General features: G+C 66.5%; 23 protein-coding genes. 12 read left to right on the plus strand and 11 right to left on the minus strand.

The features are described 5' to 3' along the window. The first annotated feature begins 35 nt into the window (after nt 1–35). The 3 genes from ppc to AC5Y39_RS10860 are packed head-to-tail and all read left to right on the plus strand — an operon-like array spanning nt 36 to nt 4,129. Entirely contained in the window at nt 36–2,828 is a 2,793-nt protein-coding gene (ppc, locus tag AC5Y39_RS10850) for a phosphoenolpyruvate carboxylase (RefSeq protein WP_500017207.1), read from the plus strand. 36 nt (nt 2,829–2,864) lie between these two features. After that, nucleotides 2,865–3,182, plus strand: coding sequence for a hypothetical protein (locus tag AC5Y39_RS10855; RefSeq protein ID WP_500017205.1), 318 nt, complete (start codon nt 2,865–2,867; stop codon nt 3,180–3,182). Then, a complete protein-coding gene (locus AC5Y39_RS10860) occupies nt 3,173–4,129 on the plus strand; it encodes a WXG100 family type VII secretion target (protein WP_500017203.1) in 957 nt (318 codons plus the stop codon). The genes AC5Y39_RS10855 and AC5Y39_RS10860 overlap by 10 nt, the downstream gene beginning before the upstream one ends. Before the next feature lie 4 nt (nt 4,130–4,133). Here the strand turns inward: AC5Y39_RS10860 and AC5Y39_RS10865 are convergent, their stop codons facing one another. Genes AC5Y39_RS10865 through tkt form a run of 6 tightly spaced genes read right to left on the minus strand, consistent with a single transcriptional unit; the run spans nt 4,134 to nt 10,925 of the window. Further along, complete coding sequence (locus tag AC5Y39_RS10865; RefSeq protein ID WP_500017201.1) at nt 4,134–4,478, minus strand: ATPase; 345 nt, start codon at nt 4,476–4,478, stop codon at nt 4,134–4,136. A gap of 8 nt (nt 4,479–4,486) precedes the next feature. Beyond that, nucleotides 4,487–5,236, minus strand: a complete 750-nt coding sequence (gene pgl / locus AC5Y39_RS10870; RefSeq protein WP_500017199.1) for a 6-phosphogluconolactonase — start codon at nt 5,234–5,236, stop codon at nt 4,487–4,489. Then, nucleotides 5,233–6,144, minus strand: coding sequence for a glucose-6-phosphate dehydrogenase assembly protein OpcA (gene opcA, locus AC5Y39_RS10875; RefSeq protein ID WP_500017499.1), 912 nt, complete (start codon nt 6,142–6,144; stop codon nt 5,233–5,235). The genes pgl and opcA overlap by 4 nt, the downstream gene beginning before the upstream one ends. Then, entirely contained in the window at nt 6,141–7,700 is a 1,560-nt protein-coding gene (zwf, locus tag AC5Y39_RS10880) for a glucose-6-phosphate dehydrogenase (protein WP_500017197.1), read from the minus strand. The genes opcA and zwf overlap by 4 nt, the downstream gene beginning before the upstream one ends. Then, nucleotides 7,697–8,815, minus strand: a complete 1,119-nt coding sequence (gene tal / locus AC5Y39_RS10885) for a transaldolase (protein ID WP_500017195.1) — start codon at nt 8,813–8,815, stop codon at nt 7,697–7,699. Before tal ends, zwf begins: the two co-directional genes overlap by 4 nt. Nucleotides 8,816–8,831: 16 nt before the next feature. Then, on the minus strand, nt 8,832–10,925 hold the full coding sequence (gene tkt / locus AC5Y39_RS10890; protein WP_500017193.1) for a transketolase: 2,094 nt from the start codon (nt 10,923–10,925) through the stop codon (nt 8,832–8,834). Between the two features lie 173 nt (nt 10,926–11,098). Here tkt and AC5Y39_RS10895 point away from each other — a divergent pair, with 173 nt between their 5' ends. Next, a complete protein-coding gene (locus AC5Y39_RS10895; RefSeq protein ID WP_500017191.1) occupies nt 11,099–12,022 on the plus strand; it encodes a heme o synthase in 924 nt (307 codons plus the stop codon). 10 nt (nt 12,023–12,032) lie between these two features. Here the strand turns inward: AC5Y39_RS10895 and AC5Y39_RS10900 are convergent, their stop codons facing one another. Continuing rightward, the gene (locus tag AC5Y39_RS10900; RefSeq protein WP_500017189.1) at nt 12,033–13,007 is read right to left on the minus strand and encodes a quinone oxidoreductase family protein; all 975 of its coding nucleotides are present in this window, start codon (nt 13,005–13,007) and stop codon (nt 12,033–12,035) included. Between the two features lie 19 nt (nt 13,008–13,026). Between AC5Y39_RS10900 and AC5Y39_RS10905 the strand changes: the two genes are divergently transcribed. After that, nucleotides 13,027–13,971 (plus strand): ATP-grasp domain-containing protein, encoded by a 945-nt coding sequence (locus tag AC5Y39_RS10905; RefSeq protein WP_500017187.1) that lies wholly within the window; start codon nt 13,027–13,029, stop codon nt 13,969–13,971. Here the strand turns inward: AC5Y39_RS10905 and AC5Y39_RS10910 are convergent. The 4 genes from AC5Y39_RS10910 to mptB form a co-directional block, all read right to left on the minus strand. Further along, entirely contained in the window at nt 13,921–14,832 is a 912-nt protein-coding gene (locus AC5Y39_RS10910; RefSeq protein WP_500017497.1) for a COX15/CtaA family protein, read from the minus strand. The two genes, AC5Y39_RS10905 and AC5Y39_RS10910, sit on opposite strands and share 51 nt — an antisense overlap. A 104-nt stretch (nt 14,833–14,936) precedes the next feature. Then, on the minus strand, nt 14,937–15,713 hold the full coding sequence (locus AC5Y39_RS10915) for an ABC transporter permease (RefSeq protein ID WP_500017185.1): 777 nt from the start codon (nt 15,711–15,713) through the stop codon (nt 14,937–14,939). Beyond that, complete coding sequence (locus tag AC5Y39_RS10920; RefSeq protein ID WP_500017495.1) at nt 15,710–16,612, minus strand: ABC transporter ATP-binding protein; 903 nt, start codon at nt 16,610–16,612, stop codon at nt 15,710–15,712. The genes AC5Y39_RS10915 and AC5Y39_RS10920 overlap by 4 nt, the downstream gene beginning before the upstream one ends. 26 nt (nt 16,613–16,638) lie before the next feature. After that, nucleotides 16,639–18,363, minus strand: coding sequence for a polyprenol phosphomannose-dependent alpha 1,6 mannosyltransferase MptB (gene mptB, locus AC5Y39_RS10925; RefSeq protein WP_500017183.1), 1,725 nt, complete (start codon nt 18,361–18,363; stop codon nt 16,639–16,641). Between the two features lie 97 nt (nt 18,364–18,460). Between mptB and AC5Y39_RS10930 the strand changes: the two genes are divergently transcribed. From AC5Y39_RS10930 to AC5Y39_RS10960, 7 genes are read left to right on the plus strand one after another with little or no spacing between them, the layout of a single operon-like run. Beyond that, nucleotides 18,461–19,165, plus strand: a complete 705-nt coding sequence (locus tag AC5Y39_RS10930; RefSeq protein WP_500017181.1) for a helix-turn-helix transcriptional regulator — start codon at nt 18,461–18,463, stop codon at nt 19,163–19,165. Further along, nucleotides 19,162–22,824, plus strand: coding sequence for a Fe-S cluster assembly protein SufB (sufB, locus tag AC5Y39_RS10935; protein WP_500017179.1), 3,663 nt, complete (start codon nt 19,162–19,164; stop codon nt 22,822–22,824). Before AC5Y39_RS10930 ends, sufB begins: the two co-directional genes overlap by 4 nt. Further along, nucleotides 22,825–24,066 carry a Fe-S cluster assembly protein SufD gene (gene sufD, locus AC5Y39_RS10940; RefSeq protein ID WP_500017177.1) on the plus strand — a complete coding sequence of 414 codons (1,242 nt, stop codon included), beginning with the start codon at nt 22,825–22,827 and terminating at the stop codon, nt 24,064–24,066. Then, a complete protein-coding gene (gene sufC / locus AC5Y39_RS10945) occupies nt 24,063–24,833 on the plus strand; it encodes a Fe-S cluster assembly ATPase SufC (protein ID WP_500017175.1) in 771 nt (256 codons plus the stop codon). The genes sufD and sufC overlap by 4 nt, the downstream gene beginning before the upstream one ends. A gap of 2 nt (nt 24,834–24,835) precedes the next feature. After that, nucleotides 24,836–26,074 carry a cysteine desulfurase gene (locus AC5Y39_RS10950; RefSeq protein ID WP_500017173.1) on the plus strand — a complete coding sequence of 413 codons (1,239 nt, stop codon included), beginning with the start codon at nt 24,836–24,838 and terminating at the stop codon, nt 26,072–26,074. After that, complete coding sequence (sufU, locus tag AC5Y39_RS10955) at nt 26,074–26,574, plus strand: Fe-S cluster assembly sulfur transfer protein SufU (RefSeq protein WP_500017171.1); 501 nt, start codon at nt 26,074–26,076, stop codon at nt 26,572–26,574. The genes AC5Y39_RS10950 and sufU overlap by 1 nt, the downstream gene beginning before the upstream one ends. Continuing rightward, entirely contained in the window at nt 26,552–26,899 is a 348-nt protein-coding gene (locus AC5Y39_RS10960; protein ID WP_500017169.1) for a metal-sulfur cluster assembly factor, read from the plus strand. Before sufU ends, AC5Y39_RS10960 begins: the two co-directional genes overlap by 23 nt. The last annotated feature ends 70 nt before the right edge of the window (nt 26,900–26,969 follow it).

Below are 26,969 nucleotides of genomic sequence, written 5' to 3' on the forward strand. Positions count from 1 at the left end.
GTGCGGGGCGCCTGAAGCCCACCGATACTTGGCTCATGGCTGAGGTTCCCGACGCATTGGCGCCCATCGGGGCGGTGCACCGCACGCAGCTGGGACGCGAGGCGACCGAGCCGATGCGCGAAGACATCCGGCTGCTCGGCGGAATCCTCGGCGACACCGTCCGCGAGCAGAACGGCGAGGAAGTGTTCGACCTCGTCGAACGCGCCCGCGTCGAGTCCTTTCGGGTCCGCCGTTCGGAGATCGACCGCACAGAGCTGGCGCGGATGTTCGACGGCATCGACGTCCGCGAGGCGATCCCGGTGATCCGCGCCTTCAGCCATTTCGCGCTGCTGGCAAATGTCGCCGAGGACATCCACCGGGAACGGCGCCGCGCCATCCACGTCGCGGCGGGTGAGCCGCCACAAGACAGCAGCCTGGCCGCCACGTACCGCAAACTCGATGCGGCTCAATTGGATCCGGCGACCATCGCCGAAGCACTCCGGGATGCGCTGGTGTCTCCGGTGATCACCGCCCACCCGACCGAGACGCGGCGCCGCACGGTGTTCGAGACGCAGCACCGCATCACCGAACTGATGAGGCTGCGGCTACACGGCCACCGCGAGACGCCCGACGGGCGCGACATCGAAACGGAGCTGCGCCGTCAAGTGCTGCGGCTCTGGCAAACCGCGCTGATCAGATTGCAGCGCTTGAAGATTCAAGATGAGATCCAAGTCGGCCTGCGCTATTTCCAAGCCTCGTTTCTGCAAGTGATCCCTGAGGTCAACGCGGAGGTTCGCGACGCGCTGCACGCGCGCTGGCCCGATGCCCACTTGCTCGAGGAGCCGATTCTTCGGCCGGGGTCGTGGATCGGCGGCGACCGCGACGGCAATCCCAACGTGACAGCCGACGTCGTGCGGCACGCAACCGACAGCGCTGCCCACACCGCGTTCCAGCACTATCTTTGCGGGCTCGCCGCACTGGAAGAACAGCTTTCGATGTCGGCACGGCTGGTGACGGTCACCGACGAGCTCGCGGCGCTGGCTGACCGCAACGCGGAACAGGCCCGGCTCGACGAGCCGTATCGACGTGCGTTGCGGGTGATTCGGGCGCGGCTCACCGCCACCGCGCAGCAGAAGCTGGACCGCCAGCCCGGCCCGCAACTCGACTTGGGCATGGCGCCCTACCAGTCGCCCGACGAGCTGCTCGCCGATCTCGACGTCGTGGACACGTCGCTACGCGGCCACGGCAGCGGTCGTCTTGCCGACGACCGGCTGGCCCACTTACGAGAATCTGTGCGGGTTTTCGGCTTTCACCTCTCCAGCCTGGATATGCGGCAGAACTCCGACGTGCACGAAGAGGTGGTGGCCGAGCTGCTGGACTGGGCCGGGGTGCATTCCGACTACCGGTCGCTGTCCGAGCCAGAACGCGTCGAGCTGCTGGCTTCGGAGCTGGCCACTCGCCGCCCGCTGACTCGCGAGAACGCCCAACTGTCCGAGCTGGCACGCAAAGAAGTCGACATCGTGAACGCCGCGGCCAGGGCCGTGCGGGTGTTGGGCCCGGAAGCGGTGCCTACCTACATCGTGTCGATGTGCCGCTCGGTGTCGGACATGCTCGAGGCGGCGATCCTGCTGCGCGAGGGCGGGCTGCTGGACGCCGCCGGGGAGGAACCGTGCTCGCCCGTGGGCATCGTCCCGCTGTTCGAGACGATCGACGACCTGCAGCGCGGCGCCTCGATTCTGCAAGCGGCACTTGACCTTCCGGTGTACCGGACACTGGTGCGCGCGCGTGGCGACAGCCAAGAGGTGATGCTCGGGTATTCCGACTCCAACAAAGACGGCGGTTACCTGGCCGCGAACTGGGCGCTGTACCGCGCCGAGCTCGATCTGGTCGAGACCGCGCGCAAGGCCGGTATTCGGTTGCGGCTGTTCCATGGTCGCGGCGGCACCGTCGGTCGCGGAGGCGGTCCGAGCTACGACGCGATCCTCGCCCAACCACCCGGCGCGGTGTCGGGGTCGCTGCGTCTCACCGAACAGGGCGAGGTGATCGCCGCCAAGTACGCCGAACCGCGCGTCGCCCGGCGCAACCTCGAAACGTTGGTTGCCGCCACACTGGAAGCCACACTGCTGGACACGGAAGGCCTCGGAGACGACGCCGAACAGGCGTATCGGGTGCTCGACGAACTCGCCGAACTGGCCCACCGCGCATATGCCGAATTAGTCCACCGCACACCGGGTTTCGTCGACTACTTCACCGCCTCCACTCCGGTCAGTGAGATCGGCGCACTCAATATCGGCAGCCGTCCGACCTCGCGCAAGCAGACCACGTCGATCTCGGATCTGCGGGCGATCCCGTGGGTGCTGGCGTGGAGCCAGTCGCGCGTGATGCTGCCCGGCTGGTACGGGACGGGCAGCGCCATCGAGCAATGGCTCGCCGACCGCGACGGTGGCCTCGAGGTGCTGCAGGACCTCTACCGCCGCTGGCCGTTTTTCTCCACCGTGCTGTCGAACATGGCTCAGGTGCTGGCGAAGTCGGACATGGGGTTGGCCGCCCGATATGCGGAACTGGTACCCGACGAGGCGTTGCGGCGGCGCGTGTTCGACAAGATCGTCACCGAACACGAGCGCACGATCAGAATGCACCAGCTGGTCACGGGTCACGACGATCTCCTGGCCGACAACCCCGCGCTGGCCCGGTCGGTGTTCAACCGCTTCCCGTATCTGGAGCCGCTGAACCACTTGCAGGTGGAGTTGCTTCGCCGGTACCGCGGCGGCGACGACGACGAACTCGTGCAGCGCGGCATCCTTCTCACGATGAACGGCCTCGCGTCGGCCCTGCGCAACAGCGGCTGACGGAACCGTTCGCGCCCGGACGCACGTCGTAGGAACATGGCCGACGTTTACCTCACCCCGGAAGGCGGACCCGACGCGGCGGCGCTGTGTGACGCGGCCGCCGCAGAGCTCACCGCGAAAGCCCGCTCGGTTCAACGACTCGCCGACGGCGTTTACGACGGCTGGCTCGGCGACTGCGAAGAGGGCCGAGGATGGGCGCAGCTGCTGCAGGACAAAGCGGTGGGCGCGAACTCGCTGCGGTGGCTGCTCGACACCCATGCCGCGAACCTCGCCGCCATCGCCGCCCAATTCCACAGCAGCACAAGCGGTTATGGCGACACGGACCGCGCTGCGATAGGGAAGTCGTGGCTGTAACGCCGGACGACTGGACTTGCGGCGTGTGGTCGCACGCCGCGGTGATGGACATGCAGGCCAGGCTCGATCCGGTTCGGATGTCACGCCACGCCGACGACTGGCATGCCGCGATCGACGAAATTCGTGACGTACTGACCGCTCTGTTGCGCGGAGTCTCCGGGCGCCTCGAGCAAGGTTGGCGAGGCCAAGGAGCCGACGCAGCTGCAGAGGCGTTGCGGCGCTACATCACCGGCTCGCTCGACGGCTTGACATCATGCAGATCGCTTGCTGTGCACCTGGCGGAGTTGTCCCGCGCCGCCGGCGATCTGCGGGCGTGCATCACCGCGCCGGGCGAAGGGGATTCGGCGGCATCGCGCCTCGACGAGGCGCTGTCGCAAGTTCGCCAACTCTACAGCGGGCCCGCCGTGGCGGCCGGCAACGCGGTGGCCGATATTCCGTCGCCACCCGAGCCGTTCTCGCTGGGCAGTACCGAAGACACAAGGCCGCTGCCGGCCATACCGGTGTCGGGAAACTCGCCCACCGGTCCGGTTTCCGGAGCGGTGCCGTCCGATGTCGGACCGGCCCCGGCTCCTGCGCTGCCCTTCGACCCAGTGAGAGGTGCCACGCATCCGGCTGGCGTCACCGATCCGCTGCCGGCGTGGCACTCGCCGCCAAATAACGCTGCGGTGGCGCCATCGCTCAGCGGCGCACCGTCGGCTCACTTCGAACCGGCAGCCACGGCGACGCCGCCACCGACCGGTGTGCCGACCGTCGGGCAGAGCACCCCACCGAACTCCGTACGGCCGACGTCGTCGGTCACACCGTTCCTTGGGACGGCCTATCCAGGCGGGCTGTGGCGCGACGACACCCAGCAGCACCGTTCGCGGCGATATCTGGTGTCGGCCGGCAACACCAACGAACTGGTCGGTGAACTGCCGCTGGTCGCACCCCCGGTGATCGGCGAATAACCGCTTACAGGTGCGTGCGGTCGCGAATCTTCTTCACCACCTGGCGGACTGCGGTCTCCGTCACTGCAAACGGAGCGACCGCAGCCTCACCGATGCCGACGATGCGTTCGACGCGGTCGACGATTCCCTCCAGACGGTTGAGCGTGTCGTTGAGGTAATCCAAGCTGCTGTTGAAGGTGACCAGCGACCCGTCCAGGCCTTCGATCGACTTGTCGAGCGCCGACAGGGATTTCATCAGGTTGTTCAGCACGGTGTCGACCTGCTCGACGGTGAGGTCGGCATTGAGCGCTGCCTGAGCCAGCGTCTTGATACGTTCCCGGCCGGTGCGCGCGCCACCCTTGTCTGCCATGCCGGTCATTATGACCCGTCGCCGAGCTTTCCCGCTGCCGCCTTGTCGAGGAACCAGACGGTGGCGTCTCGCCCGACGGCGCCGGCCGCGGGCACCGACACCGGATCTGCGCCGTCTAGCGCCGCGGCCACCGCATCCGCCTTGCCCGCACCCGAGACGATCAGCCAGACCTCGCGCGAACGTTGAATTGCCGGCAGTGTCAACGTGATTCGCCGCGGCGGCGGCTTGGGCGAATTCTCGACGCTCATTACCAAGCGCTGCTTTTCGCGCACCGCCTCCGAGTGCGGAAACAGCGAGTTCACGTGGCCTTCCGGACCCATGCCCAGCAGGTGCACGTCGAATTGCGGAGCCGGCTGACCGGGGTCGGCCTGAGCGGCGAGTTCGCGTTCGTAGGCCTGGGCCGCGGCCTCGATGTCGTCACCGAATTCGCCGTCACTGGCGGCCATGGGATGCACGTTCTCGGTGGGGATGTCGATCTTGTCCAGCAGCGCGGCGCGGGCCTGCCGGAAGTTGCGTTCGTCGTCGTCCTCAGGCACGAACCGGTCGTCACCCCAGAACAGATGCACCCGCGACCAGTCGATGCCACCGCCGTGCTCGCCGAGATGCTGCAACACCCCGATGCCGGTGCCACCGCCGGTCAACACGACCATCGCCCGGCCACGGAACCGCACCACCGACGCGATCTCCTCGGCAAGCCGCTCGCCCACGCCGGCCACCAATGTCGCGCTGTCGGGGTATGTGTGAACCGAAGTACTCATACGTACTGCACCTTGTCGATTCCGCGGAGCGCTTCTTCGTAGATCTGGTCGGGGTCGAGCCGGCGCAAATCCTCAGCCAGGCATTCACGAGTTGTCCTGCGCGCCAACGGAAGTAAAGCGTCGGGCCGGGCTGTGCGGCTGAGCGTCGCCGTCGACCCGGTTTGTGGACGACTGAGCGTGACCGTTTCCGTCGGCCGCGTCAGCTCGACCTTGAGGTCGCCGACGGCGCGGTGCACCGGACCGTCGATCCGCGACGCCAGCCAGCCGGCCAGAATGTCGAGCGCTGGTTCGTTCTTCAGCCCGGAAACAAGCACGGAGCTCACCGGCTCGAACGGCGGCTGATCGAGCGCCGACGCCAGCAGCGCGCGCCAGTACGTGATGCGGCTCCACGCCAAATCGGTGTCGCCTGGCATGTACCCGGGCAGCCGGCTCTTGATCGCCTCGAGCGGGTCCTCGGCGCCGGTCGCATCGGTGATCCGCCGAATCGCCAACCGGCCCAGTTGGTCCTGGGCCGGAACGGCTGGTGCGACGCCTGGCCACCACGCCACCACCGGGGTGTCCGGCAGTAGGAACGGCAGCACCACGCTGTGGGCGTGCGCAGCCAGCGGACCGGAGATGCGCAGTACCACGACTTCTCCGGCCCCGGCGTCACCGCCGACGCGAAGCTGAGCGTCCAACCGCGGTTTCTCCGCGAACGGATCGTCGGGCACCACCGCGATGATCCGGCAAGGGTGCTCACGGCTGGCCGACGTGGCCGCCTCGATGGCGTCTTCGTTCAGATTGCCGATGTCCAAGGCGATCACAAGTGTCAGCACGCGGCCCAGCGTGATCGCGCCGCCCTCTTCGCGCAGTACCGTGATCCGCTTGGCGATGTCGTTGGTGGTGGTGTCGGGCATCTCGACGATCACGGCCGCCGCCATTCCCGGCCCGTGCGCCGCAGCATCTCGAACGACGACTCCGGACCCCACGTGCCGGCCTCGTACGGGTCGGGCCGGCCGTGCGTCGCCCAGTAATCCAAGACGGGATCGAGGATCTCCCAGGAAAGTTCGACTTCCTGGTTGACGGGGAACAACGACGGCTCGCCCAGCAGCACGTCGAGGATCAGCCGCTCGTAGGCCTCTGGTGAGTCTTCGGCGAAAGCCGCGCCGTACGAGAAGTCCATGTTGACGTCGCGGACCTCCATGGCGCTGCCCGGAACTTTGGAGCCGAACCGCATGGTGATGCCCTCGTCCGGCTGCACCCGGATGACGAGCGCGTTCTGGCCGAGCTCCTCGGTCATCGTCTGGTCGAACGGCAGATGCGGGGCCCGCTTGAAGATCATCGCGATCTCAGTCACCCTGCGGCCCAACCGCTTTCCGGTCCGCAGGTAAAACGGCACGCCGGCCCAGCGACGGGTGTCGATGTCGAGCGTGATCGCGGCGAACGTTTCGGTCTTGGAGTCCTTGGAGAACCCCTCCTCGTCGAGCAGTCCGACCACCTTCGAGCTGCCCTGCCAGCCGGCTGTGTACTGCCCCCGCGAGGTCGTCTCCGACAACGGCTGGGCCAGCCGTACCGCCGAAAGGACCTTGACCTTCTCCTCTTTCAGTTCGCGGGGATGGAAGTTGATGGGCTCTTCCATCGCGGTCAGCGCGAGCAGTTGCAGTAGGTGGTTCTGGATCACGTCGCGGGCGGCGCCGATCCCGTCGTAGTAGCCGGCTCGCCCGCCCAGTCCGATGTCCTCGGCCATCGTGATCTGCACGCTGTCGACGTAGTGGTTATTCCAGATCGGTTCGAACAGTTCGTTGGCGAAGCGCAGCGCCAAGATGTTCTGCACCGTCTCCTTACCCAGGTAGTGGTCGATCCGGAACACAGTGTCTTCCGGGAAGACGCTGTTCACCACGGCGTTCAGTTCGCGTGCGCTCTGCAGATCATGGCCGAACGGCTTCTCGATCACCACCCGGCTCCACTTGCCCTCTTGCTGACGTGCCAGCCCCGATTTGGACAGCTGCTCGCAGACAAGCGGGAACGCCTTGGGCGGGATCGCAAGGTAGAACGCGTGATTGCCGCCGGTGCCGCGCTCAGCGTCGAGCTTGTCCAGCGTTTCGGCCAGCCGCGCGAACGCGGCGTCGTCGTCGAATGTGCCCTGCACGAACCGGAATCCCTCAGCGAGCCGGTCCCAGACCTCCTTGCGGAACGGAGTGCGGGCGTGCTGCTTGACCGCGTCATAGACGACCTTGCCGAAGTCCTCGTCGGCCCAGTCGCGGCGGGCGAATCCGACGAGCGCAAACGTCGGTGGCAGCAGCCCGCGGTTGGCCAGGTCGTAAATCGCGGGCATCAGCTTTTTGCGAGCGAGGTCGCCCGTGACACCGAAGATCACCACACCGCACGGTCCCGCGATGCGCGGCATGCGCTTGTCGCGCTTGTCGCGCAACGGATTACGCCACTGCGCCGCAGTCGCCGCGGATTTGGTCTCCGCCTCTGTCATTTCTTGGCGGCGTCGAGCTGTTCCCGCGTGGCGTCCAGAAGCTCGTGCCAGGATTTCTCGAACTTCTCGACGCCTTCGTTTTCGAGCACGAGGAACACGTCGCGCAGGTCGACGCCCAACGCGTCGAGTTTGTCGAACACCTCCTGCGCTTCGCCGGCGCGCCCGGTGACGGTGTCGCCGGTGATGACACCGTGGTCGGCGACCGCCTCGATGGTTTTTTCGGGCATGGTGTTGACGGTGTTGGGGGCGACGAGCTCGGTGACGTAGAGGGTGTCGGAGTACTCCGGGTTCTTCACGCCCGTCGACGCCCACAGCGGCCGCTGCACGCGCGCGCCGTCGGCCTTCAGAGCCTCGTAGCGGTCACCGCCGACGAACACTTCCTCGTATGCGGCGTAGGCCAGGCGCGCGTTGGCCACACCGGCCTGCCCGCGCAGCGCGAGCGCCTCGTCGCTGCCGATCTTCTCCAGCCGCTTGTCGATCTCCGTGTCGACGCGGGACACGAAAAACGATGCGACGGAATGGATTTTGGAGATGTTGTGGCCGGCCTTCTTAGCGGCCTCCAGTCCGGCGAGGTAGGCGTCCATCACGGCGCGGTGGCGTTCCACCGAGAAGATCAGCGTCACGTTGACTGAAATGCCTTCGGCCAGAGTGTTTGTGATGGCCGGCAGGCCGGCTTTGGTGGCGGGAATCTTGATCAGCAGGTTGGGCCGGTCGACGATCTTCCACAGTTCGATCGCCTGCTGGACCGTCTTGTCGGTGTCATGGGCGAGCCGCGGGTCCACCTCGATGGACACCCGGCCGTCGACGCCGTCGGAGGCCTCCCACTGCGGGCGCAGCACGTCGCATGCTTCCCGGACGTCGTCGGTGGTCACGGTGCGGATGGCCGCGTCCACGTCGGCGCCGCGCTCGGCCAGTTCGGCGATCTGCTCGTCGTAGGCCTGCCCCTTGGACAACGCGGTCTGGAAGATCGTCGGGTTGGTGGTGACACCCACCACGGATCGGGTGTCGATGAGGTTCTGCAGGTTGCCGGTCCGCAACCGGTCCCGGGACAGGTCGTCCAGCCACACCGATACACCGGCCGCCGACAGCGCGGCGAGATTCGGATTCTGGGTCATCGCAGAGCCTTTCGCTTCAGTTGTCGATTGCTCGTTCCGCGGCGGCGACGACGGCTTCTGCGGTGAAACCGAACTCGCGGAACAACGTCTTGTAGTCGGCCGACTCGCCGTAGTGCTCGATCGACACGATTTCCCCGGTGTCGCCGACGAACTTGTACCAGCTCTGGGCGACGCCCGCTTCGACTGCGACGCGCGCCGGCACGTCCGGCGGCAGCACGCTGTCGCGGTACTCCTGCGGCTGCGACTCGAACCATTCCACGCACGGCATCGAGACGACGTAAGCGTTGATGTCGCGCTCGGCCAACAACTTTCTGGCCTCCACCGCCAGCTGTACTTCCGAACCGGTGGCGATGATGATCACGTCGGCGTCGTCGGACGGGTTGCCTCCGCCGAGCACATAACCGCCGCGCGCGACACCGTCGCGGCTGGTGCCCTCCAAGACCGGCACGCCCTGGCGGGTCAGGATCAACCCGACCGGACCGCTGCCGGCGCCGCGACACAGGATGGTGTGCCAGGCGTAAGCCGTTTCGTTCGGGTCGGCGGGCCGCACCACCGACAGCTGCGGGATCGCGCGCAGTGCGGCGAGGTGCTCGATCGGCTGGTGGGTCGGCCCGTCCTCGCCCAGCCCGATCGAGTCGTGCGTCCAGACGTAGATGGTGTCGATGTCCATCAGCGAGGCCAGCCGCACCGCCGGCCGCATGTAGTCGGAGAACTGCAGGAACGTTCCGCCGTACGCGCGGGTGGGGCCGTGCAGCACGATGCCGGACAGGATCGCGCCCATCGCGTGCTCGCGAACACCGAAGTGCAACGTGCGACCGTACCAGTGGGCGGTGTACTCCTTGGTCGAAATCGACGGCGGCCCAAACGAATCCGCGCCCTTGATCGTGGTGTTGTTGCTGCCGGCCAAGTCGGCCGACCCGCCCCACAGCTCGGGCAGCTTGGGCCCCACCGCCGAGAGGACCTCGCCGGAGGCCGCCCGGGTGGCCACCGCCTTGGAGCCCGGCTCCCAGTAGGGCAGGTCGTCGTCCCACCCGTCGGGCATCTCCTGGGCGATCAGCCGGTCCAGCAGCGCCTTGCGCTCGGGTTCACGCTCGGCCCAGGCGTCGAAGTCGGCCTGCCACTTCTCGTGCGCCTCGCGGCCGCGGTCCACCAGCTTGCGGGTGTGTGCCAGCACTTCGTCGCGGACCTCGAACTTCTTGTCCGGGTCGAAGCCGAGGATCTTCTTGACCTCCGCGACTTCCTCGTCGCCCAGCGCGGCACCGTGCGCCTTTCCGGTGTTCATCAAATTCGGTGCGGGATAACCGATCACGGTCCGCAATGCGATGAACGACGGCTTGTCCGTGACGGCCTTGGCCGCGGCAATCGCCTGTTCGATGCCGACGACGTTCTCGCCGCCCTCGACGATCTGCACGTGCCAGCCGTAGGCGGCATAGCGCGCCGGGGTGTCCTCGGACAGCGCGATCTTCGTATCGTCCTCGATGGAGATCTGGTTGTTGTCGTAGAAGACGATCAGGTTGCCCAACTGCTGAGTGCCCGCGAGCGAGGACGCCTCTGACGTCACACCCTCTTCGATGTCGCCGTCGGAGGCGATCACGTAGATGTAGTGGTCGAACGGGCTGGTGCCGGGCGCGGCGTCGGGGTCGAACAGGCCTCGCTCGTAGCGTGCGGCCATGGCCATACCGACCGCGGAGGCGAGTCCCTGGCCCAGCGGGCCGGTGGTGATCTCCACGCCCTTGGTGTGGCGGAACTCGGGGTGGCCGGGAGTCTTGGAGCCCCAGGTGCGCAGCGACTGGATGTCGGACAGCTCCAAACCGAAGCCGCCGAGGAACAGCTGAAGATACAGGGTCAGGCTGCTGTGGCCGGCCGACAGGATGAACCGATCGCGGCCGAGCCAGTGGGTGTCGCTGGGATCGTGGCGCATGGTGCGCTGAAAGAGCGTGTAGGCCAGCGGCGCCAGGCTCATCGCCGTGCCGGGATGGCCGTTGCCTACCTTCTGGACCGCATCCGCCGCGAGCACCCGGATCGTGTCGACGGCTTGCGAGTCGAGCTCCGTCCAGTCGTCGGGATGGTTTGGGAGGGTGAGAACGGAGATCTCCTCAAGCGTGGTCACAAACGTGCTCCTCGGGTCGGTAGGCAGCCCGGCCGGTCAAGTACAAGGTCAACCCTAGTGCGGCCGGGCCGGGATGGTCGATTGCTCCGGCAGTTCGACCCTGCGCTGTGGGTCGTGTGAGCCTGCGGTCTACCATCGCCTGTAGTAGAAGCCCACCCGCCGAGGAGTCTTGCGTGAGCATTCGCGAGCGGGTCCACGTGTCGTGGTCCCACCGCATCCGCACCACGCTGCTCGGTTATCTGGCTCTCACCAAGCCCCGGGTCATCGAGTTGCTGGTGGTCACCGCGATTCCCGCCATGCTGCTCGCGCAGCGGGGGACCGTGGCGCCACTGCTGATGCTCAACACCTTGATCGGCGGCATGCTCGCGGCCGCTGGGGCCAACACGCTGAACTGTGTCGCCGACGCCGATATTGACAAGGTGATGAAGCGCACGTCGCGCCGGCCGCTTGCCCGCGCGGCGGTGCCCACCAGCCATGCGCTGGTATTCGGGGTCGCACTGTCGGTGGCGTCGTTCTTCTGGCTGTGGTGGACGACGAACCTGCTGTCGGCGCATCTCGCCGGCGCGACCATAGGGTTCTACGTCTTCGTCTACACGTTGCTGCTCAAGCGGCGGACGTCGCAGAACGTGGTGTGGGGCGGTGCGGCCGGCTGTATGCCGGTGATGATCGGGTGGTCCGCGGTCACCGGCACCATCAGCTGGCCGGCGTTGGCGATGTTCGCGATCATCTTCTTCTGGACGCCGCCGCACACCTGGGCCTTGGCGATGCGCTACAAGGACGACTACCGGGCGGCCGGCGTGCCGATGCTGCCCGCGGTGGCAAGTGAACGCCATGTGACCAAGCAGATCCTGGTGTACACCTGGCTGACGGTGGCTGCGACGCTGGCGCTTGCGCTGGCTGCGGGCTGGTTGTACGCCGTGGTCGCGGTGCTGGCCGGTGCGTGGTTCTTGACCATGGCACATCAGCTGTACGCCGGAGTGCGCCGCGGCGAGCCGGTCAAGCCGCTGCGGCTCTTCCTGCAGTCCAACAACTACCTGGCCGTCGTGTTCTGTGCGCTGGCCGTCGACTCCGTGCTGGCGCTGCCGACGCTCCTGTAGGGCGCCGCGCTCACGGCACCAGAACTACCGAGCCTGTCGTCTTGCGGCCCTGCAGGTCGGCGTGCGCACGAGCAGCCTCGGCCAGCGGATAGCGCTCACTGACCGTCACGGTGATCGACCCGGCGGCGATCGCATCGAGCACTTCGCCTGCTCGCCAAGAAAATTCGTCAGGCGTGCGGGTGAAGTGCACCAGCGACGGCCGGGTCAAATACACCGACCCGGCCGCATTCAGCCGTTGCGGGTCCACCGGCGGCACCGGACCGCTCGCGGCCCCGAACAACGCCAGCGTGCCGCGGACGGCCAGGCTGGCCAGGCTCGCGTCGAACGTGGTTTTGCCCACGCCGTCGTAAACCGCGGCCACCCCGTTTCCGTCGGTCAGGTCACGAATCCGCGCGCCGAACTCGCTGGGGTCCGAGGGGTAGTCGAGCACCTCCACGGCGCCGGCTTGCCGGGACAGCTCTGCTTTCTCGGGTGTGGACACGGTGGTGATCACCTTCGCCGGCAGGCTGGTCAACCACTGTGTCAGCAGCAGCCCCACACCGCCGGCCCCCGCGTGCACCAGCACGGTGTCGCCCTGTTGCACGGGATAGACCGACTTGATCAGGTAGTGGGCCGTCATGCCTTTCAGCAGCGCTGAGGCAGCCACCTCCGGTGCCACCCCGTCGGGCACGTACGCGACGAAATCGGCTGGGGCGACGCTGTATTCGGCGTACGCGCCGCTGGCTGCGACCGTGACAACGCGGTCGCCCTCGCGCAGCGCCGCCACGCCGTCGCCCAGCGCTGCGATCCTGCCGCAGACCTCCTGGCCCACGATGAACGGCAGCTCACGGGGGTAGGAGCCCGAGCGGAAGTAGGTATCGATGTAGTTGACGCCGATCGCCTCCGCCTCGATCAGCACCTGACCCGGGCCAGGAGAAGGCTGTGGCTTTTCGACGTAACGCAGGACCTCTGGACCGCCGTGTTCGGCGACTTCGATTGCGTGCATCGCACTATCATCCCCGGCAATGAAGCTCGCGCGGCCGAACGTGTTCCATCCGCGGATCGTGCTGGCCGGATGCCAGGCGCTGCCAGACGGTGACGGCGACGACGCCGGCCTGGTGGACGCGCTGCGCCGCCGCGGCCTGCACGCGAAATGGCGCCCATGGGACGACCGCGACACGCTGCGCGCCGACGTCGTGATCCTGCGGGCGACGTGGGACTACGCTGAGCGGCTCGACGAATTCCTGCAGTGGACGACCTCGGTGCCGCATCTGCTCAACGCACCCGAGGTGGTTGCCTGGAACGCCGACAAACGCTATCTGCTCGACCTCGCGGCAAGAGGAGTGCCGATTGTGCCGACGGAGGTTTTCGGGGCCGCTGACGACGTGCGCCTTCCCGGTGCCGACGAAATCGTGGTCAAGCCGTCGACCGGCGCCGGATCGCTTGCCGCGCAACGATTTACGGACCCTGCGGCGGCACGCGCGCATGCCGCCGACTTGCAAGCGCGCGGCCGCAGCGTGGTGGTGCAGCCGTATGACCGTCGGGTGGAGCACGCGGGGGAGACCGCGTTGGTGTTTCTCGGCGGCAAGCAATCGCACGCGTTCAGCAAAGCCGCGATGCTGCCACCCCAAGGTCAGCGCATCGAGCTGGATGTCACCGGGACGTACGCGGTGGAGACGTTGACGTCGGCCGACCCCGACTTCGAGATATGGGACCTGGGCTTCGCGGCGCTCGACGCCGCCGCAGGCCGGCTCAACATGTCGATCCGGGACTTCCTTTACGCGCGTGTTGACGTCATCGGAGGGATCGACGATCCCCGACTGCTCGAACTGGAGCTCATCGAGCCGTCGCTGGGTTGGATGCAGCTCGACGACCAGACTCGCGATCTGCAACAGCGGGAGTTCGCGCGATGCGTCGGTTCAGCCTTGGAGCGGCTCGGCCTTGGTCCGCTGTCGCATCGCCGCCCATAGCGCCGCGGTGCCGCCCGTCACGGCGGCGGCCCCCGCCACGTGAACGGCCACCAACGCGGCGGGTACACCGGTGAAGTACTGCACCGTTCCGACCGCGCCCTGAGCTACCACCAGCACGGTCAGCACGCCGAGCCGGACAAGCACGGCCCGCGGGGCAGCGACGGCGAGCAGACCGAAGCCCAGCCCGACCAGCAATGCGAGGTAGCCGATCAGCAGCGTCGAATGGACGTGCACGAGTGTGGTGATCTCGATCTGGAGCCGCGGCACCGTGCGTGTCGGGCTGGTGTCGCCGGCGTGCGGTCCGGCGGCAGTCACCAGAGTGCCCGTGACGAGCACGGCGGCGAGTACGACGGCGCTCAGGAACACCAAGCCGCGCAATGGTTTTGGCACCGTCCGCTGTGGCACCCCGTCGTCGGGCTCGGTGACTTTCATGAACAGCAAAACCGCCAGCCACACCATGGTCATCGACGCGAGCAGGTGCAGCGCGACCGTCCACCACAGGAGCCCGGTGAGCACGGTGATGCCGCCGATGACGGCTTGCGCCACCGTCGACGCCGGCATCAGCCATGCGTACACCTGCACCTCTGCACGACGGCGCGCGCGGGTGACGGCAAGCACGGCCAGCGCGGCCGTCAGCACCACCAGGAATGTCACCATCCGGTTGCCGAACTCCACCGCCTGGTGCACGCGGGGTACTTCCGACACGGCGATCGGCGTGAAGCTGCCCGGGAAACACTGCGGCCAGGTGGGGCAGCCGAGTCCGGATGCGGTGACCCGCACGATTGCGCCGGTCACCGCAATACCGCCCTGAGTCAGCACCACTGCGGCGGCGATCAGGCGCTGGACGCGCAGGCTGGGCATCGGCAACAGGTCGACCAGCCGCAGCAGGAACCGTCCGACACCCATAGCCGAATCTTAACTACAGCTTGTAGTAGGGCAGTTTCCGCGCCGCATGAGACGCGGCTTTACGTGAACCGAAACAGCCGCAGCGCTGCCAGCCCGGACAGCGTGCCCCACACCGCAAGCACACATACTCCAAACCAGTCCACCGACACCGTCATCGCCTGCGTCAACGCCTCGGTGAGCGCTCCCGACGGGGTCAGCCGCGCCACCCACTCGACGCCGTGCGGCACCAGTCCGCCACCCAGCGTCAGCGCGCCGAACCCGGCGAACACGAACCACATCAGGTTGGCTACCGCCAGCACGACCTCGGCCTTCAGCGTGCCGCCCAGCAGCAGCCCGAGTGCTGCGAACGCGGCGGTGCCCAAGGCGATCACCGCCGCGCCCAGCACGAGGCCGGTAGGCGACGGTCGCCAGCCGAGCCCAAAACCTATGGCGCCCAACAGGATTGACTGCAAGATGACCACGGTGACCACAGCCAGCGACTTGCCTGCGATGATGCCCCAGACCGGAAGCGGTGTGGCGCCGAGTCGTTTAAGGGCGCCGTAGCGCCGGTCGAACGCCACCGCGATCGCCTGCCCGGTGAACGCGGTCGAGATCACGGCGAGCGCCATGATCGCCGGCACGAAGGTGGCCGCGCGGTTGTCGCCGAACGAACCCAGCGGCAGCAGCGTCAGTCCGACCAGCAGAGTCACCGGAATGAACAACGTCAGCAGCAGTTGCTCGCCGTTGCGCAGCAGCAGCCGAAGCTCCAAACCGTATTGCGCGGCGAGCATCCGCTGGATGCCGCTGGGGCGGGGATCGGGTGCGAAAGTGCCTGGCGCAAAACGGGATTCGCTCATCGCCGCACCTCCTTACCGGTGAGCTCCATAAACACGTCCTCAAGGCTGCGCTGCTCGACGCGCATGTCGGTGGCCAGCACGTCGAGCCGCGCGCACCACGCCGTCACCGTGGCCACCACCTGCGGGTTGATCGTCCCTTCCACCAGATACTGGCCCGCGGACACCTCGGTGGCCCTGTATCCCTGCGGCAGCGCGGCCGACAGCAGCGACAAATCGAGCATCGGTGGTGCGGTGAAGCGCAGCTGGTTCTGGGCGCCGCTGCGCATCACCTCGGCCGGCGTACCGGCCGCGACGGCCGTGCCGTGGTCGATGATCACCAGGCGGTCGGCCAACTGCTCGGCCTCCGCGAGCTGATGCGTCGTCAACACCACGGTCACCCCGTCGCGCCGCAGCGCGTCGATCAATTCCCACACCACCAGCCGGGCGTGGGCGTCCAGGCCGGCGGTCGGTTCGTCGAGGAACACCAACTCCGGACGCCCGACGAGCGCGCACGCGAGTGCGAGCCGTTGTTGCTGCCCGCCGGAGAGTCGGCGGTACGTCGTGCGTGCGACGTCGGTCAGGCCGAGAGTGTCCATCAGCCATTTCGGGTCGAGCGGATTCGCCGCATAGGCCGCGACAAGATTGAGCATCTCCGCGGCGCGGGCCGCGGGATAGCCGCCGCCGCCCTGCAGCATCACGCCGATTCGTTCCCGGACACGCGCGTTGTCGGTGACCGGATTCATGCCCAGCACTTCGATGGTGCCGGCGTCGGGCCGCACGAACCCTTCGCACATCTCGACGGTGGTGGTCTTGCCGGCGCCGTTAGGGCCGAGCAGCGCGAACACTTCGGCGCGTTCGACGTCCAGGTCGAGGTCCGACACGGCGGTCAGGGACCCGTACCGTTTGCGCACCCCGCGCATCCGCACGGGGATCGGTGGCGTCGGGTTCACGGAGACTCAGCGTATGCGCCGCGCACGGGGGTCGGTTCGGGCGCCAGCGGGACCGGCTCCTGCGGCGGCGCCGGCTCGCTGGCTTCTTCGCTGCTGGCTACGGGGTGCGGCACGGCGCGCCAGGGCAGCATCGAGTAGGTGGCCGCGATGAGAATCAGCACGATCAGGGTGCTGGCGACGGTCGCGTCGACGATCTGGAACAACGCGAACCTGTCACCGTTGGCGGTCGGGCCGAAGATGCCGACCACGAGCGTGACCAGGATCGTCGCGATCCGGAATCGCGGCCGGGTGGCCCAGGCAGCCAACGGGATGATCGCCCACAGCAGATACCAGGGCTGCACGACGGGGAAGAGCAGCACCGTCGCGCCCAATGCCACGCCGAGGCCGCCGACCGGATGCAAACGTCCGCGCAGCACGGCGATCAGCAGCCAGGAGACGATGACCGCGATGATCAACACGCCGATGCCGCGCGTCAACGACAGCACTGCGGTGGTGTGGTCGCCCAGGCCCAACAGAATTCCGACCTGACCGGTGCCCAGCGCCAGCAGCGTCGGCGGTGACATCCAGCTGCGCACCACGTTCGCGGTTCCCAGCGTGTTCACCCAGCCGAAGCCGAGTCCGCTGGCCGAGCCGATCGCCGCCATCACGGCCAGCGACAGCATGCCGAGCAGTCCACCCGCGGCGACCACCGCGCGAACGTTGGCACCCCAGCGGCGGGCCAGCGCCATCGTCACGAAACCCAGTGCAAGCAGGGAGGGAAGCTTCACTTGCGACGACAGGGTGATCAAGACCGCGCCCAGCACGAGCATGGCCAGCGGCGACCAGTGGGCCCATTCGCTGCGCTCGCGGGGCCAGCGCAGCGGCCGAGGTGTCAGCGGCTCGGCGGAATCGACGCCGCGCAACGCGAACTCCGTGCCGGTCAGCATCAAGCCCAGCATCAGAGCCTCGTTGTGGATGCCTGCGACCAGGTGCATGAGCAGCAGCGGGTTGGCTGCCCCCAGCCACAGCGCGCTCACTTCTGCCACGCCGCAGCGCCGGGCCAGCCGCGGCGTCGCCCAGACGATCATCCCGACGCCGATCAGCACGACCAGCCGGTGGCACAGCACGGCAGCGACGATGTTCTCGCCCGTGAGCGACGAGATGCCCCGACCGATCCACAGAAAGAGCGGCCCATAGGGCGCTGGAGTGTCGCGCCAGAGGCTCGGCACCGACAGCGTGAAAACGTGGTCGAGGCCGAGCGCCGGCGCCGGGCCGACCTTGTAGGGGTCCAGGCCCAGCGCAGAGATTTGGCTCTGCGCCAGGTAGGAGTAGACATCCTTGCTGTACATCGGCGGCGCGATGAGCAACGGCAGCATCCACAGCATCAGGGTGTGGTCGAGCTGACTTCGTGACATCCGGCGGTCGCCGAGCGCGAAGCGGCCCAGCATGAGCCACGCCAGCGCCATCATCACGGCACCGGTGGTGGTCATCGTCAACGAGACGGTCTGGATGCGTGACGGCAGGTTGAGCAGCCGGACGCCGAATGTCGGATCCTGGACGACGGGCCGCGCGCCGGCGCCCAGCGACCCGATGGCCATCAGGACGGTCCCGGTGGCGCCGAAGAGCCGGGTGCGCCGTAGCGCGACGACTTCGGCATCGTTGAGCGGCGAGCCGACAGTTCGCTCATCGCCGTGCAAGCGGGCAATCGACGAGCTCAGGGAGCCATGGCGGCGAACTGCCATCTGTGCAGCGTAACGAGTTGGGTCAGTGGCTCATCTCACCGTGGCGGTTAGGGTGCCCTTCGTAGAATGTGTCGGGTAATTCCGTCACAATGGTGTTGTGAAAATCCGTCCGGCAATTGACCGTCACACGCGTGGCGAGATCGTCCAGCTGCTGCTGGAGTCCGGACCCATCACCGCAGGTGAGATCGGGGAGCGTCTTGGCATCTCCGCCGCGGGCGTACGCAGGCACTTGGATGCGTTGCTGGAAGCGGGGGAGGCGCAGGCCAGCCCGGCGGCGTCGTGGCAGCAGCACGGCCGGGGGCGCCCCGCGAAGCGATACCGGCTGACCGCGGCCGGCCGGGCCAAGCTGGGCCACACGTACGACGACCTTGCCGCCGCGGCCATGCGCCAGCTGCGGGAAATCGGCGGGGAAGAGGCGGTTCAGACGTTCGCCCGACGCCGCATCGACACCATCCTGGCCGAAGTCAGCGATGGTCCCGACGACGTGGAGGCCACTGCCGAGCGCGTCGCCGCGGCATTGACCAAGGCCGGGTACGCGACCACCACCACGCGGGTGCGCGGCGCGGTCGAAGGCATCCAGATCTGTCAGCACCACTGCCCCGTCTCCCATGTCGCCGAAGAGTTCCCGGAGCTGTGCCAGGCCGAGCGCGACGCGTTCGCGGAGATCCTCGGCAGGCACGTCCAAAGGCTCGCCACGATCGTCAACGGCGACTGCGCCTGCACCACCCACGTACCACTGAATGACGCTGCGGGCGCCTGCCCGCCCCGAAGCCACACAACCCTCGAAGGAGCTTCGATATGACCGCGACGCCGGACACCTCGTCCCACAAGGTGGGCGAACCGCTCAGTCAGGAAGAGGCCATCGCCTCGCTGAGCCGGTACGGCTACGGCTGGGTGGACACCGACGTCGCGGGCGCCAGCGCCAGGCGTGGGCTGTCCGAAGACGTCGTGCGCGACATCTCGGCGAAGAAGAACGAGCCCGAGTGGATGCTGCAGCAGCGGCTGAAGGCCCTGCGGATCTTCCAGCGCAAGCCGATGCCGACGTGGGGGTCCAACCTCGAGGGCATCGACTTCGACAACATCAAGTACTTCGTGCGCTCCACCGAAAAGCAAGCTGCCTCTTGGGACGATCTGCCCGAGGACATTCGCAATACCTACGACAGGCTGGGCATCCCGGAGGCGGAAAAGCAGCGACTGATCGCCGGTGTAGCGGCTCAGTACGAATGCTTGGCGGGCGAGACGCTGGTGTGGACAGCCAACCGCGGCGAGGTTCCGATCAAGGACATCGCTTATGGTGACCGGGTTTTCGCCTACGACGAAGCGGCTGAGCGCTTCGTGGTTGCGCCGGTCAGGGCGGCGGCGCAGACAGACACCCGCCAGACGTACGAAGTCAAGACCACCCGTCGCAGCGTCCGTGCCACGGACAACCACCCCATGCTGGTGCTGCGCGACGAGCGTGAGCCGGGGCGTCAGCGAGCTCGGTATCACCGGCGTTGGGTCACGGTGGGCGAGTTGAAGCCGGGCGACTTCATTGCGGTGCCGCGGCAGCTTCCGGAATTCGGCGTCGAGGCGGCGCTTCCCACCATTGCGGGACTCACAACTCCGGCCGCCACCAATGTCGATCTCATGTGGCTGCTCGGCCTCTACATCGGCGACGGCAATCTGCATCTTTCGTCGAAGACGTACCGGGTCCAGTTCGGGATTCCCGCTACGGATGTCGAGTTGCGCGCTGAACTGGCTCGCGTGCTCAAGGATCAGTTTGGTCTGCGGTGCATCGAGGCCGACGAATATCGCGTTGTCGTGAACTCGAAGGCGCTGACGGAGTGGATCACTGAAATCGGTTTTGCGGGCCTGTCACTGACCAAGCACGTTCCGGATTGGGTGTACGGGCTGCCGGTCGATCAGCGGCTCGCATTCCTGGGTGGCTGGGTCGACGCCGACGGGTACGTGGGCCCCGATAAGAGCGGTTCGATCGCACTGACGTGTGCCAACGAGCCGTTGATCCGTCAAGCGCGGGAGTTGGCCGAACTCTGCGGGCTGAGGGCAAGCGGCCCGTGGTCGTTCACGCAGCCATACCGCCATGCCCCGGATCGCATGCGGACTGCCTGGCGGCTTGGCATTTCCGGCGACTTCGAACGTCTCGGGTGCCGAAACATCAAGCGAGCCAAACGTTTCGGGCGACGCGCCTACTTCCACTCCTCGAACGGCGCGCACGGCACCACGATCCGCGCGCACTGCAACGACTGGCTCGGTTTCGAGCGGGTCACGTCGATCGAGCCCTACGCGGTTGAGCCGGTGTACGACATCGAGGTCGACGGTCCGCACAACTTCGTCGCCGAAGGCCTCGTGGTGCACAACTCGGAGGTGGTTTACCACCAGATCCGCGAAGACCTCGAGGCGCAAGGCGTTATCTTCCTCGACACGGACACGGGTCTGAAGGAACACGAAGACATCTTCAAGCAGTACTTCGGCACCGTGATTCCGGCCGGGGACAACAAGTTTTCCGCTCTGAACACCGCAGTATGGTCCGGCGGTTCGTTCATCTACGTGCCGCCAGGCGTGCACGTTGACATCCCGTTGCAGGCCTACTTCCGGATCAACACCGAGAACATGGGCCAGTTCGAGCGGACGTTGATCATCGCCGACGAGGGTGCCTATGTGCACTATGTGGAGGGATGCCTGCCGGCTGGCGAACTCATCACGACGGCCGACGGTGATCTTCGGAAGATCGAAGAGGTCAAGGTCGGCGATTACGTTCTCGGCCACGACGGTCGGGCTCATCGTGTGACCGCGGTGCAGATGCGTGATCTCAACGGCGAGCTGTTCAAGTTCACCCCCATGTCGCCTGCGAATGCTTTCGAGGTGACGGCCGAGCATCCGGTGCTTGCCGTCCCGCGCAGTGAGGTTCTGGTCAAACGTCAGCCGCGTAACGGTTGGAAGCCGGAAGTCGACTCGAAGAAGTTGACGTGCGCCGAGCCGCGGTGGATCGCGGCCAAGGACGTGGCAGAAGGTGACTTCTTGGTCTATCCGAAGCCGAAGCCTGTGCCGCACAAGACGGTTCTGCCGCTGGAGTTCGCGCGGCTGGCCGGCTATTACCTCGCCGAGGGACACGCCACTCTCACCAACGGCTGCGAGTCGCTGATCTTCTCCTTCCACAGCGACGAGTTCGACTACGTCGAGGAAGTGCGGCAGGCATGCAAGTCGCTCTACGAGACGGCTGGCTCCGTTCTGGTTGAGGAACACAAGCACTCCGCGCGCGTCACCGTCTACACGAAGGCCGGCTACGCGGCGATGCGGGACAACGTCGGCGTCGGATCTGCGAACAAGAAACTGTCGGATCTGCTGATGCGTCAGGACGAGATCTTCCTGCGCGAGCTCGTCGACGCCTATGTCAACGGCGACGGCAACATCACCAAGCGTGGTGGCGCGGCATGGAAGCGCGTACACACAACGTCCCGGATTTGGGCGTTCCAACTGCAGTCGATCCTTGCTCGTCTCGGCCACTACGCCACTGTGGAGTTGCGTCGACCGGGTGGGCCAGGCGTCATTCAAGGTCGGAACATCATGCGCAAGGACATTTATCAGGTCCAGTGGACCGAAGGTGGCCACGGCCCGAAACAGGCGCGGGACTGCGGTGATTACTTCCTCGTTCCGATCAAGAAGCGGTCCGTCCGTGAGGCCCATGAGCCGGTGTTCAATCTCGATGTCGCGGCACCGGACAGCTACCTCGCTTACGGGTTCGCAGTGCATAACTGCACGGCACCGATCTACAAGTCGGATTCGCTTCACTCCGCTGTTGTCGAGATCATCGTCAAACCGCATGCGCGCGTTCGTTATACGACCATTCAAAACTGGTCGAATAATGTCTACAACCTGGTCACCAAGCGTGCCCGCGCTGAAGCGGGTGCGACGATGGAGTGGATCGACGGCAACATCGGCTCCAAGGTGACGATGAAGTACCCGGCGGTCTGGATGACCGGCGAGCATGCCAAGGGCGAAGTGCTGTCAGTGGCTTTCGCCGGCGAAGGCCAGCACCAGGACACCGGCGCGAAAATGCTTCACCTGGCGCCGAACACGTCGAGCAACATCGTGTCCAAGTCGGTGGCTCGCGGCGGCGGCCGCGCGTCCTACCGTGGCCTGGTTCAGGTCAACAAGGGCGCGCACGGCAGCAAGTCAAGCGTGAAATGCGATGCGTTGCTTGTCGATACGGTCAGCCGCAGCGACACCTACCCGTACGTCGACATCCGCGAGGACGACGTCACGATGGGTCATGAGGCCACCGTCTCGAAGGTCAGCGAAGATCAGCTGTTCTATCTGATGAGCCGCGGCCTCACCGAGGACGAGGCGATGGCGATGGTGGTGCGCGGCTTCGTCGAGCCGATCGCCAAGGAGCTGCCCATGGAGTACGCGCTGGAGCTCAACCGGCTGATCGAGCTGCAGATGGAAGGTGCGGTCGGCTAGATGACGAACCTGACAGAGGCGGTAGAGGGTTCGGCCCTCACTGCCGCCAACACCGGTTCAACGTTGGCTGCCGCCAACACCGGTTCAACGTTGGCTGCCGCCAACAAGGGCGAGGTCTACACCTCCTTCGACGTCGACGCGTTCGAGGTGCCCAGCGGCCGCGACGAGATCTGGCGGTTCACACCGCTGAAGCGGCTCAGGGGCCTGCACGACGGATCGGCACCCGCCACGGGCGCCGCCACCGTCGATGTCAGCGAGCAGCCAGGTGTCACCGTCGAACGCGTCACGCGCGGCGACGAACGCCTCGGCCAGGGCGGTGTGCCCGCGGATCGGGTTGCTGCGCAAGCATTCTCGTCGTTCGACGAGGCCACCATCCTCACCGTCGCGCGCGACACCGAGGTGGCCAAGCCGATCGAGGTCGTCGTCACCGGACCAGGCGAGGACGCGGTGGCCTACGGGCACTTGCAGATTCGCGTCGAGGAACTCGCCCGCGCCATCGTCGTCGTCGACCTGCGCGGCAGCGGAACCTACGCCGACAACGTCGAGATCATCGTCGGTGACTCGGCCGCGCTCGGGGTGATCTGGATCGCCGACTGGGCCGACGACATGGTGCATGTCAGTGCCCATCACGCGCGACTGGGCAAAGACGCCGTGCTGGGGCACGTCAATGTGACGCTCGGCGGCGACGTCGTCCGCACCGCGGTCACCGTGCGTTTCGGCGCACCGGGCGGCAACGCGCAACTGCTCGGCACGTATTTCGCCGACGACGGCCAGCACTTCGAGTCGCGACTGCTCGTCGACCACGCTCAGCCGAACTGCCGCTCCGATGTGCTGTACAAGGGTGCGCTGCAAGGCGATCCGCACTCGCACAAGCCGGACGCCCACACCGTCTGGGTTGGCGACGTATTGATTCGCGCCAACGCCACCGGCACTGACACGTTCGAGACAAACCGCAATCTGATCCTGACCGACGGTGCTCGCGCCGACTCGGTGCCTAACCTCGAGATCGAGACCGGCGAGATTGTGGGCGCCGGGCACGCAAGTGCCACTGGGCGATTCGACGACGAGCAGATGTTCTACCTCCAGGCCCGCGGCATCCCGCAGGACCAAGCGCGCCGGCTCATCGTCCGCGGTTTCTTCAACGAGATCATCAACAAGATCGCCGTGCGTGCAGTGCGTGAGCGACTCACGGAAGCCATCGAAAAAGAACTAGCGATCACGGAATCGAGAGCCTCGCAATGACCACACTCGAGATCAAAGACCTGCACGTCAGCGTCACTCCCAATGAGAACGAGGAAATCCCCATCCTCAAAGGCGTCGATCTGACCGTGAAGTCGGGCGAAACGCATGCGCTCATGGGCCCCAACGGGTCCGGAAAATCGACGCTGTCGTATGCGATCGCCGGACATCCGAAGTACACGGTGACGTCAGGATCGATCACGCTCGACGGCGAGGACGTGCTGGCGATGACCGTTGACGAGCGCGCTCGCGCAGGCCTTTTCCTCGCGATGCAGTACCCCGTCGAGGTGCCGGGCGTGTCGATGTCGAACTTCCTGCGCACCGCCGCGACCGCTGTCAGGGGCGAGGCGCCGAAGCTGAGGCACTGGGTCAAGGAGGTCAAGGCCGCGATGGCCGACCTCGATATCGACCCGTCGTTCTCCGAACGCAGTGTCAACGAAGGCTTTTCGGGCGGAGAGAAGAAGCGCCACGAGATCCTGCAGCTCGACCTGCTGAAACCCAAGATCGCGATCCTCGACGAGACCGACTCCGGTCTCGACGTCGACGCGCTGCGCGTGGTCAGCGAAGGGGTCAACCGCTACGCGGAGAAAACTCACGGCGGCATCCTTCTGATCACCCACTACACCCGGATCCTGCGCTACATCCAGCCGCAGTTCGTGCACGTGTTCGTCGGCGGGCGCATCGTCGAGTCCGGCGGCCCGGAACTGGCCGACGAGCTGGACGCGAACGGCTACGTCCGGTTCACCGAGAAAGCCGCCGCGGGGGCATAACCATGGCGACGTCGTTGGATGTCGATGCGATCAGGGCCGATTTCCCGATCCTCAAGAGAGTGATGCGCGGCGGAAAGCAGTTGGCTTACCTCGATTCCGGCGCGACGTCGCAACGGCCGGTGCAGGTGCTCGACGCCGAACGCGACTTCCTGACGACGTCGAACGGGGCCGTGCACCGCGGTGCCCACCAGTTGATGGAAGAGGCCACCGACGCCTACGAGCAGGGCCGCGCGGACATCGCGGCGTTCGTCGGCGCCGACCCCGATGAGCTGGTGTTCACCAAGAACGCCACCGAAGCGCTGAACCTCGTCGCATATGTGTTGGGGGACAAGCGGTTCGACCGCGCGGTCGGGCCGGGCGACGTGATCGTCACCACCGAGCTCGAGCACCACGCGAACCTGGTTCCGTGGCAGGAGCTGGCGCTTCGCACGGGTGCGACCCTGCATTGGTACGGCGTCACGGACGACGGCCGCATCGATCCGGATTCTCTCCAGCTCGACGAACGCGTGAAAGTGGTGACGTTCAGCCACCATTCGAACGTGACCGGTGCATTGGCGCCGGTCGCCGAGCTGGTCTCGCGGGCTCGGGATGTCGGGGCGCTGACGGTGCTGGACGCGTGCCAGTCGGTGCCGCATCAGCCGGTCGACTTCCACAAGCTCGACGTCGACTATGCGGCCTTCTCCGGCCACAAGATGTTGGGACCCAACGGGATCGGCGTGCTCTACGGCCGCCGCGAGCTGCTGAACGCGATGCCGCCGTTCATCACTGGCGGGTCGATGATCGAAACCGTGACGATGGAGGCCACCACCTATGCGCCCGCGCCGCAGCGGTTCGAGGCCGGTACACCGATGACCTCGCAGGTGGTCGGATTGGCCGCGGCTGCAAGGTATTTGCGGGCCATCGGAATGTACAACGTCGAGGCGCACGAGCGTGAGCTGGTCGCCGCGGCGCTGGACGGGCTGTCGAGCATCAAGGGCGTGCGGATCATCGGCCCGCCAACGCTGGAAAACCGCGGCTCGCCAGTGAGCTTCGTCCTCGACGGCGTGCACGCCCACGACGTCGGCCAGGTGCTCGACGACGACGGCGTGGCGGTGCGCGTCGGGCACCACTGCGCATGGCCGCTGCACCGCCGCTTCGGCATCGCCGCGACCGCACGTGCGTCGTTCGCGCTGTACAACACGCTCGACGAGGTCGACCGGCTGGTCGCCGGCGTGCGCCGCGCTGTGGAGTTCTTCGCCTGATGCGCTTGGAGCAGATCTATCAGGAAGTGATCCTCGATCACTACAAGCACCCGCACAACCGCGGCCTCCGTGAGCCCTATGACGCGCAGTCGTTCCAGGTGAACCCGACGTGCGGGGACGAGGTGACCCTGCGGGTGACGCTGTCCGACGACGGCGAGAGGGTTGTCGACGTTTCCTACGACGGGCAGGGTTGTTCGATCAGCCAGGCGTCGACGTCTGTGCTCACCGATCAGGTGATCGGCCAGAGCGTCGGCGACGCGCTGAAGACCGTTGCCGCGTTTACCGAGATGGTGTCGTCACGGGGCGCCGTCGAGGGCGACGAGGACGTGATCGGGGACGGCATCGCGTTCGCCGGTGTCGCGAAGTATCCGGCGCGGGTGAAATGCGCGCTACTGGGCTGGATGGCCTTCAAGGATGCGCTCTCCCAAGCGAGCGCGTTGAGCGGAGTATTGGCTGCAACCAATGAGGAGACGTCAGATGAGCGACACCGCAGTGCCTGATGACGAACTGCTGGCCGACGTGGAAGAGGCGATGCACGACGTCGTCGACCCGGAGCTGGGCATCAACGTCGTCGACCTGGGGCTTGTCTACGGGTTGAACGTCGAGCGTGGCGAACAGGGCACCGTGGCGCTGATCGACATGACCCTCACCTCGGCGGCGTGTCCGCTGACCGATGTCATCGAGGATCAGTCGCGCACGGCTCTCGTCGGCGCCGGGCTTGTCAACGAGATCAAGATCAACTGGGTGTGGAACCCGCCGTGGGGTCCGGACAAGATCACCGACGAGGGCCGAGAACAATTGCGCGCCTTGGGCTTTACCGTCTGAGACGTAAATCGGTTACCCCGGCAAGCCCCCGATGAGGCGGGCTGGCCTGCCGTAGCGCATGTAAAATGCA

The organism is Mycobacterium sp. NGS39 (genome assembly GCF_059812765.1).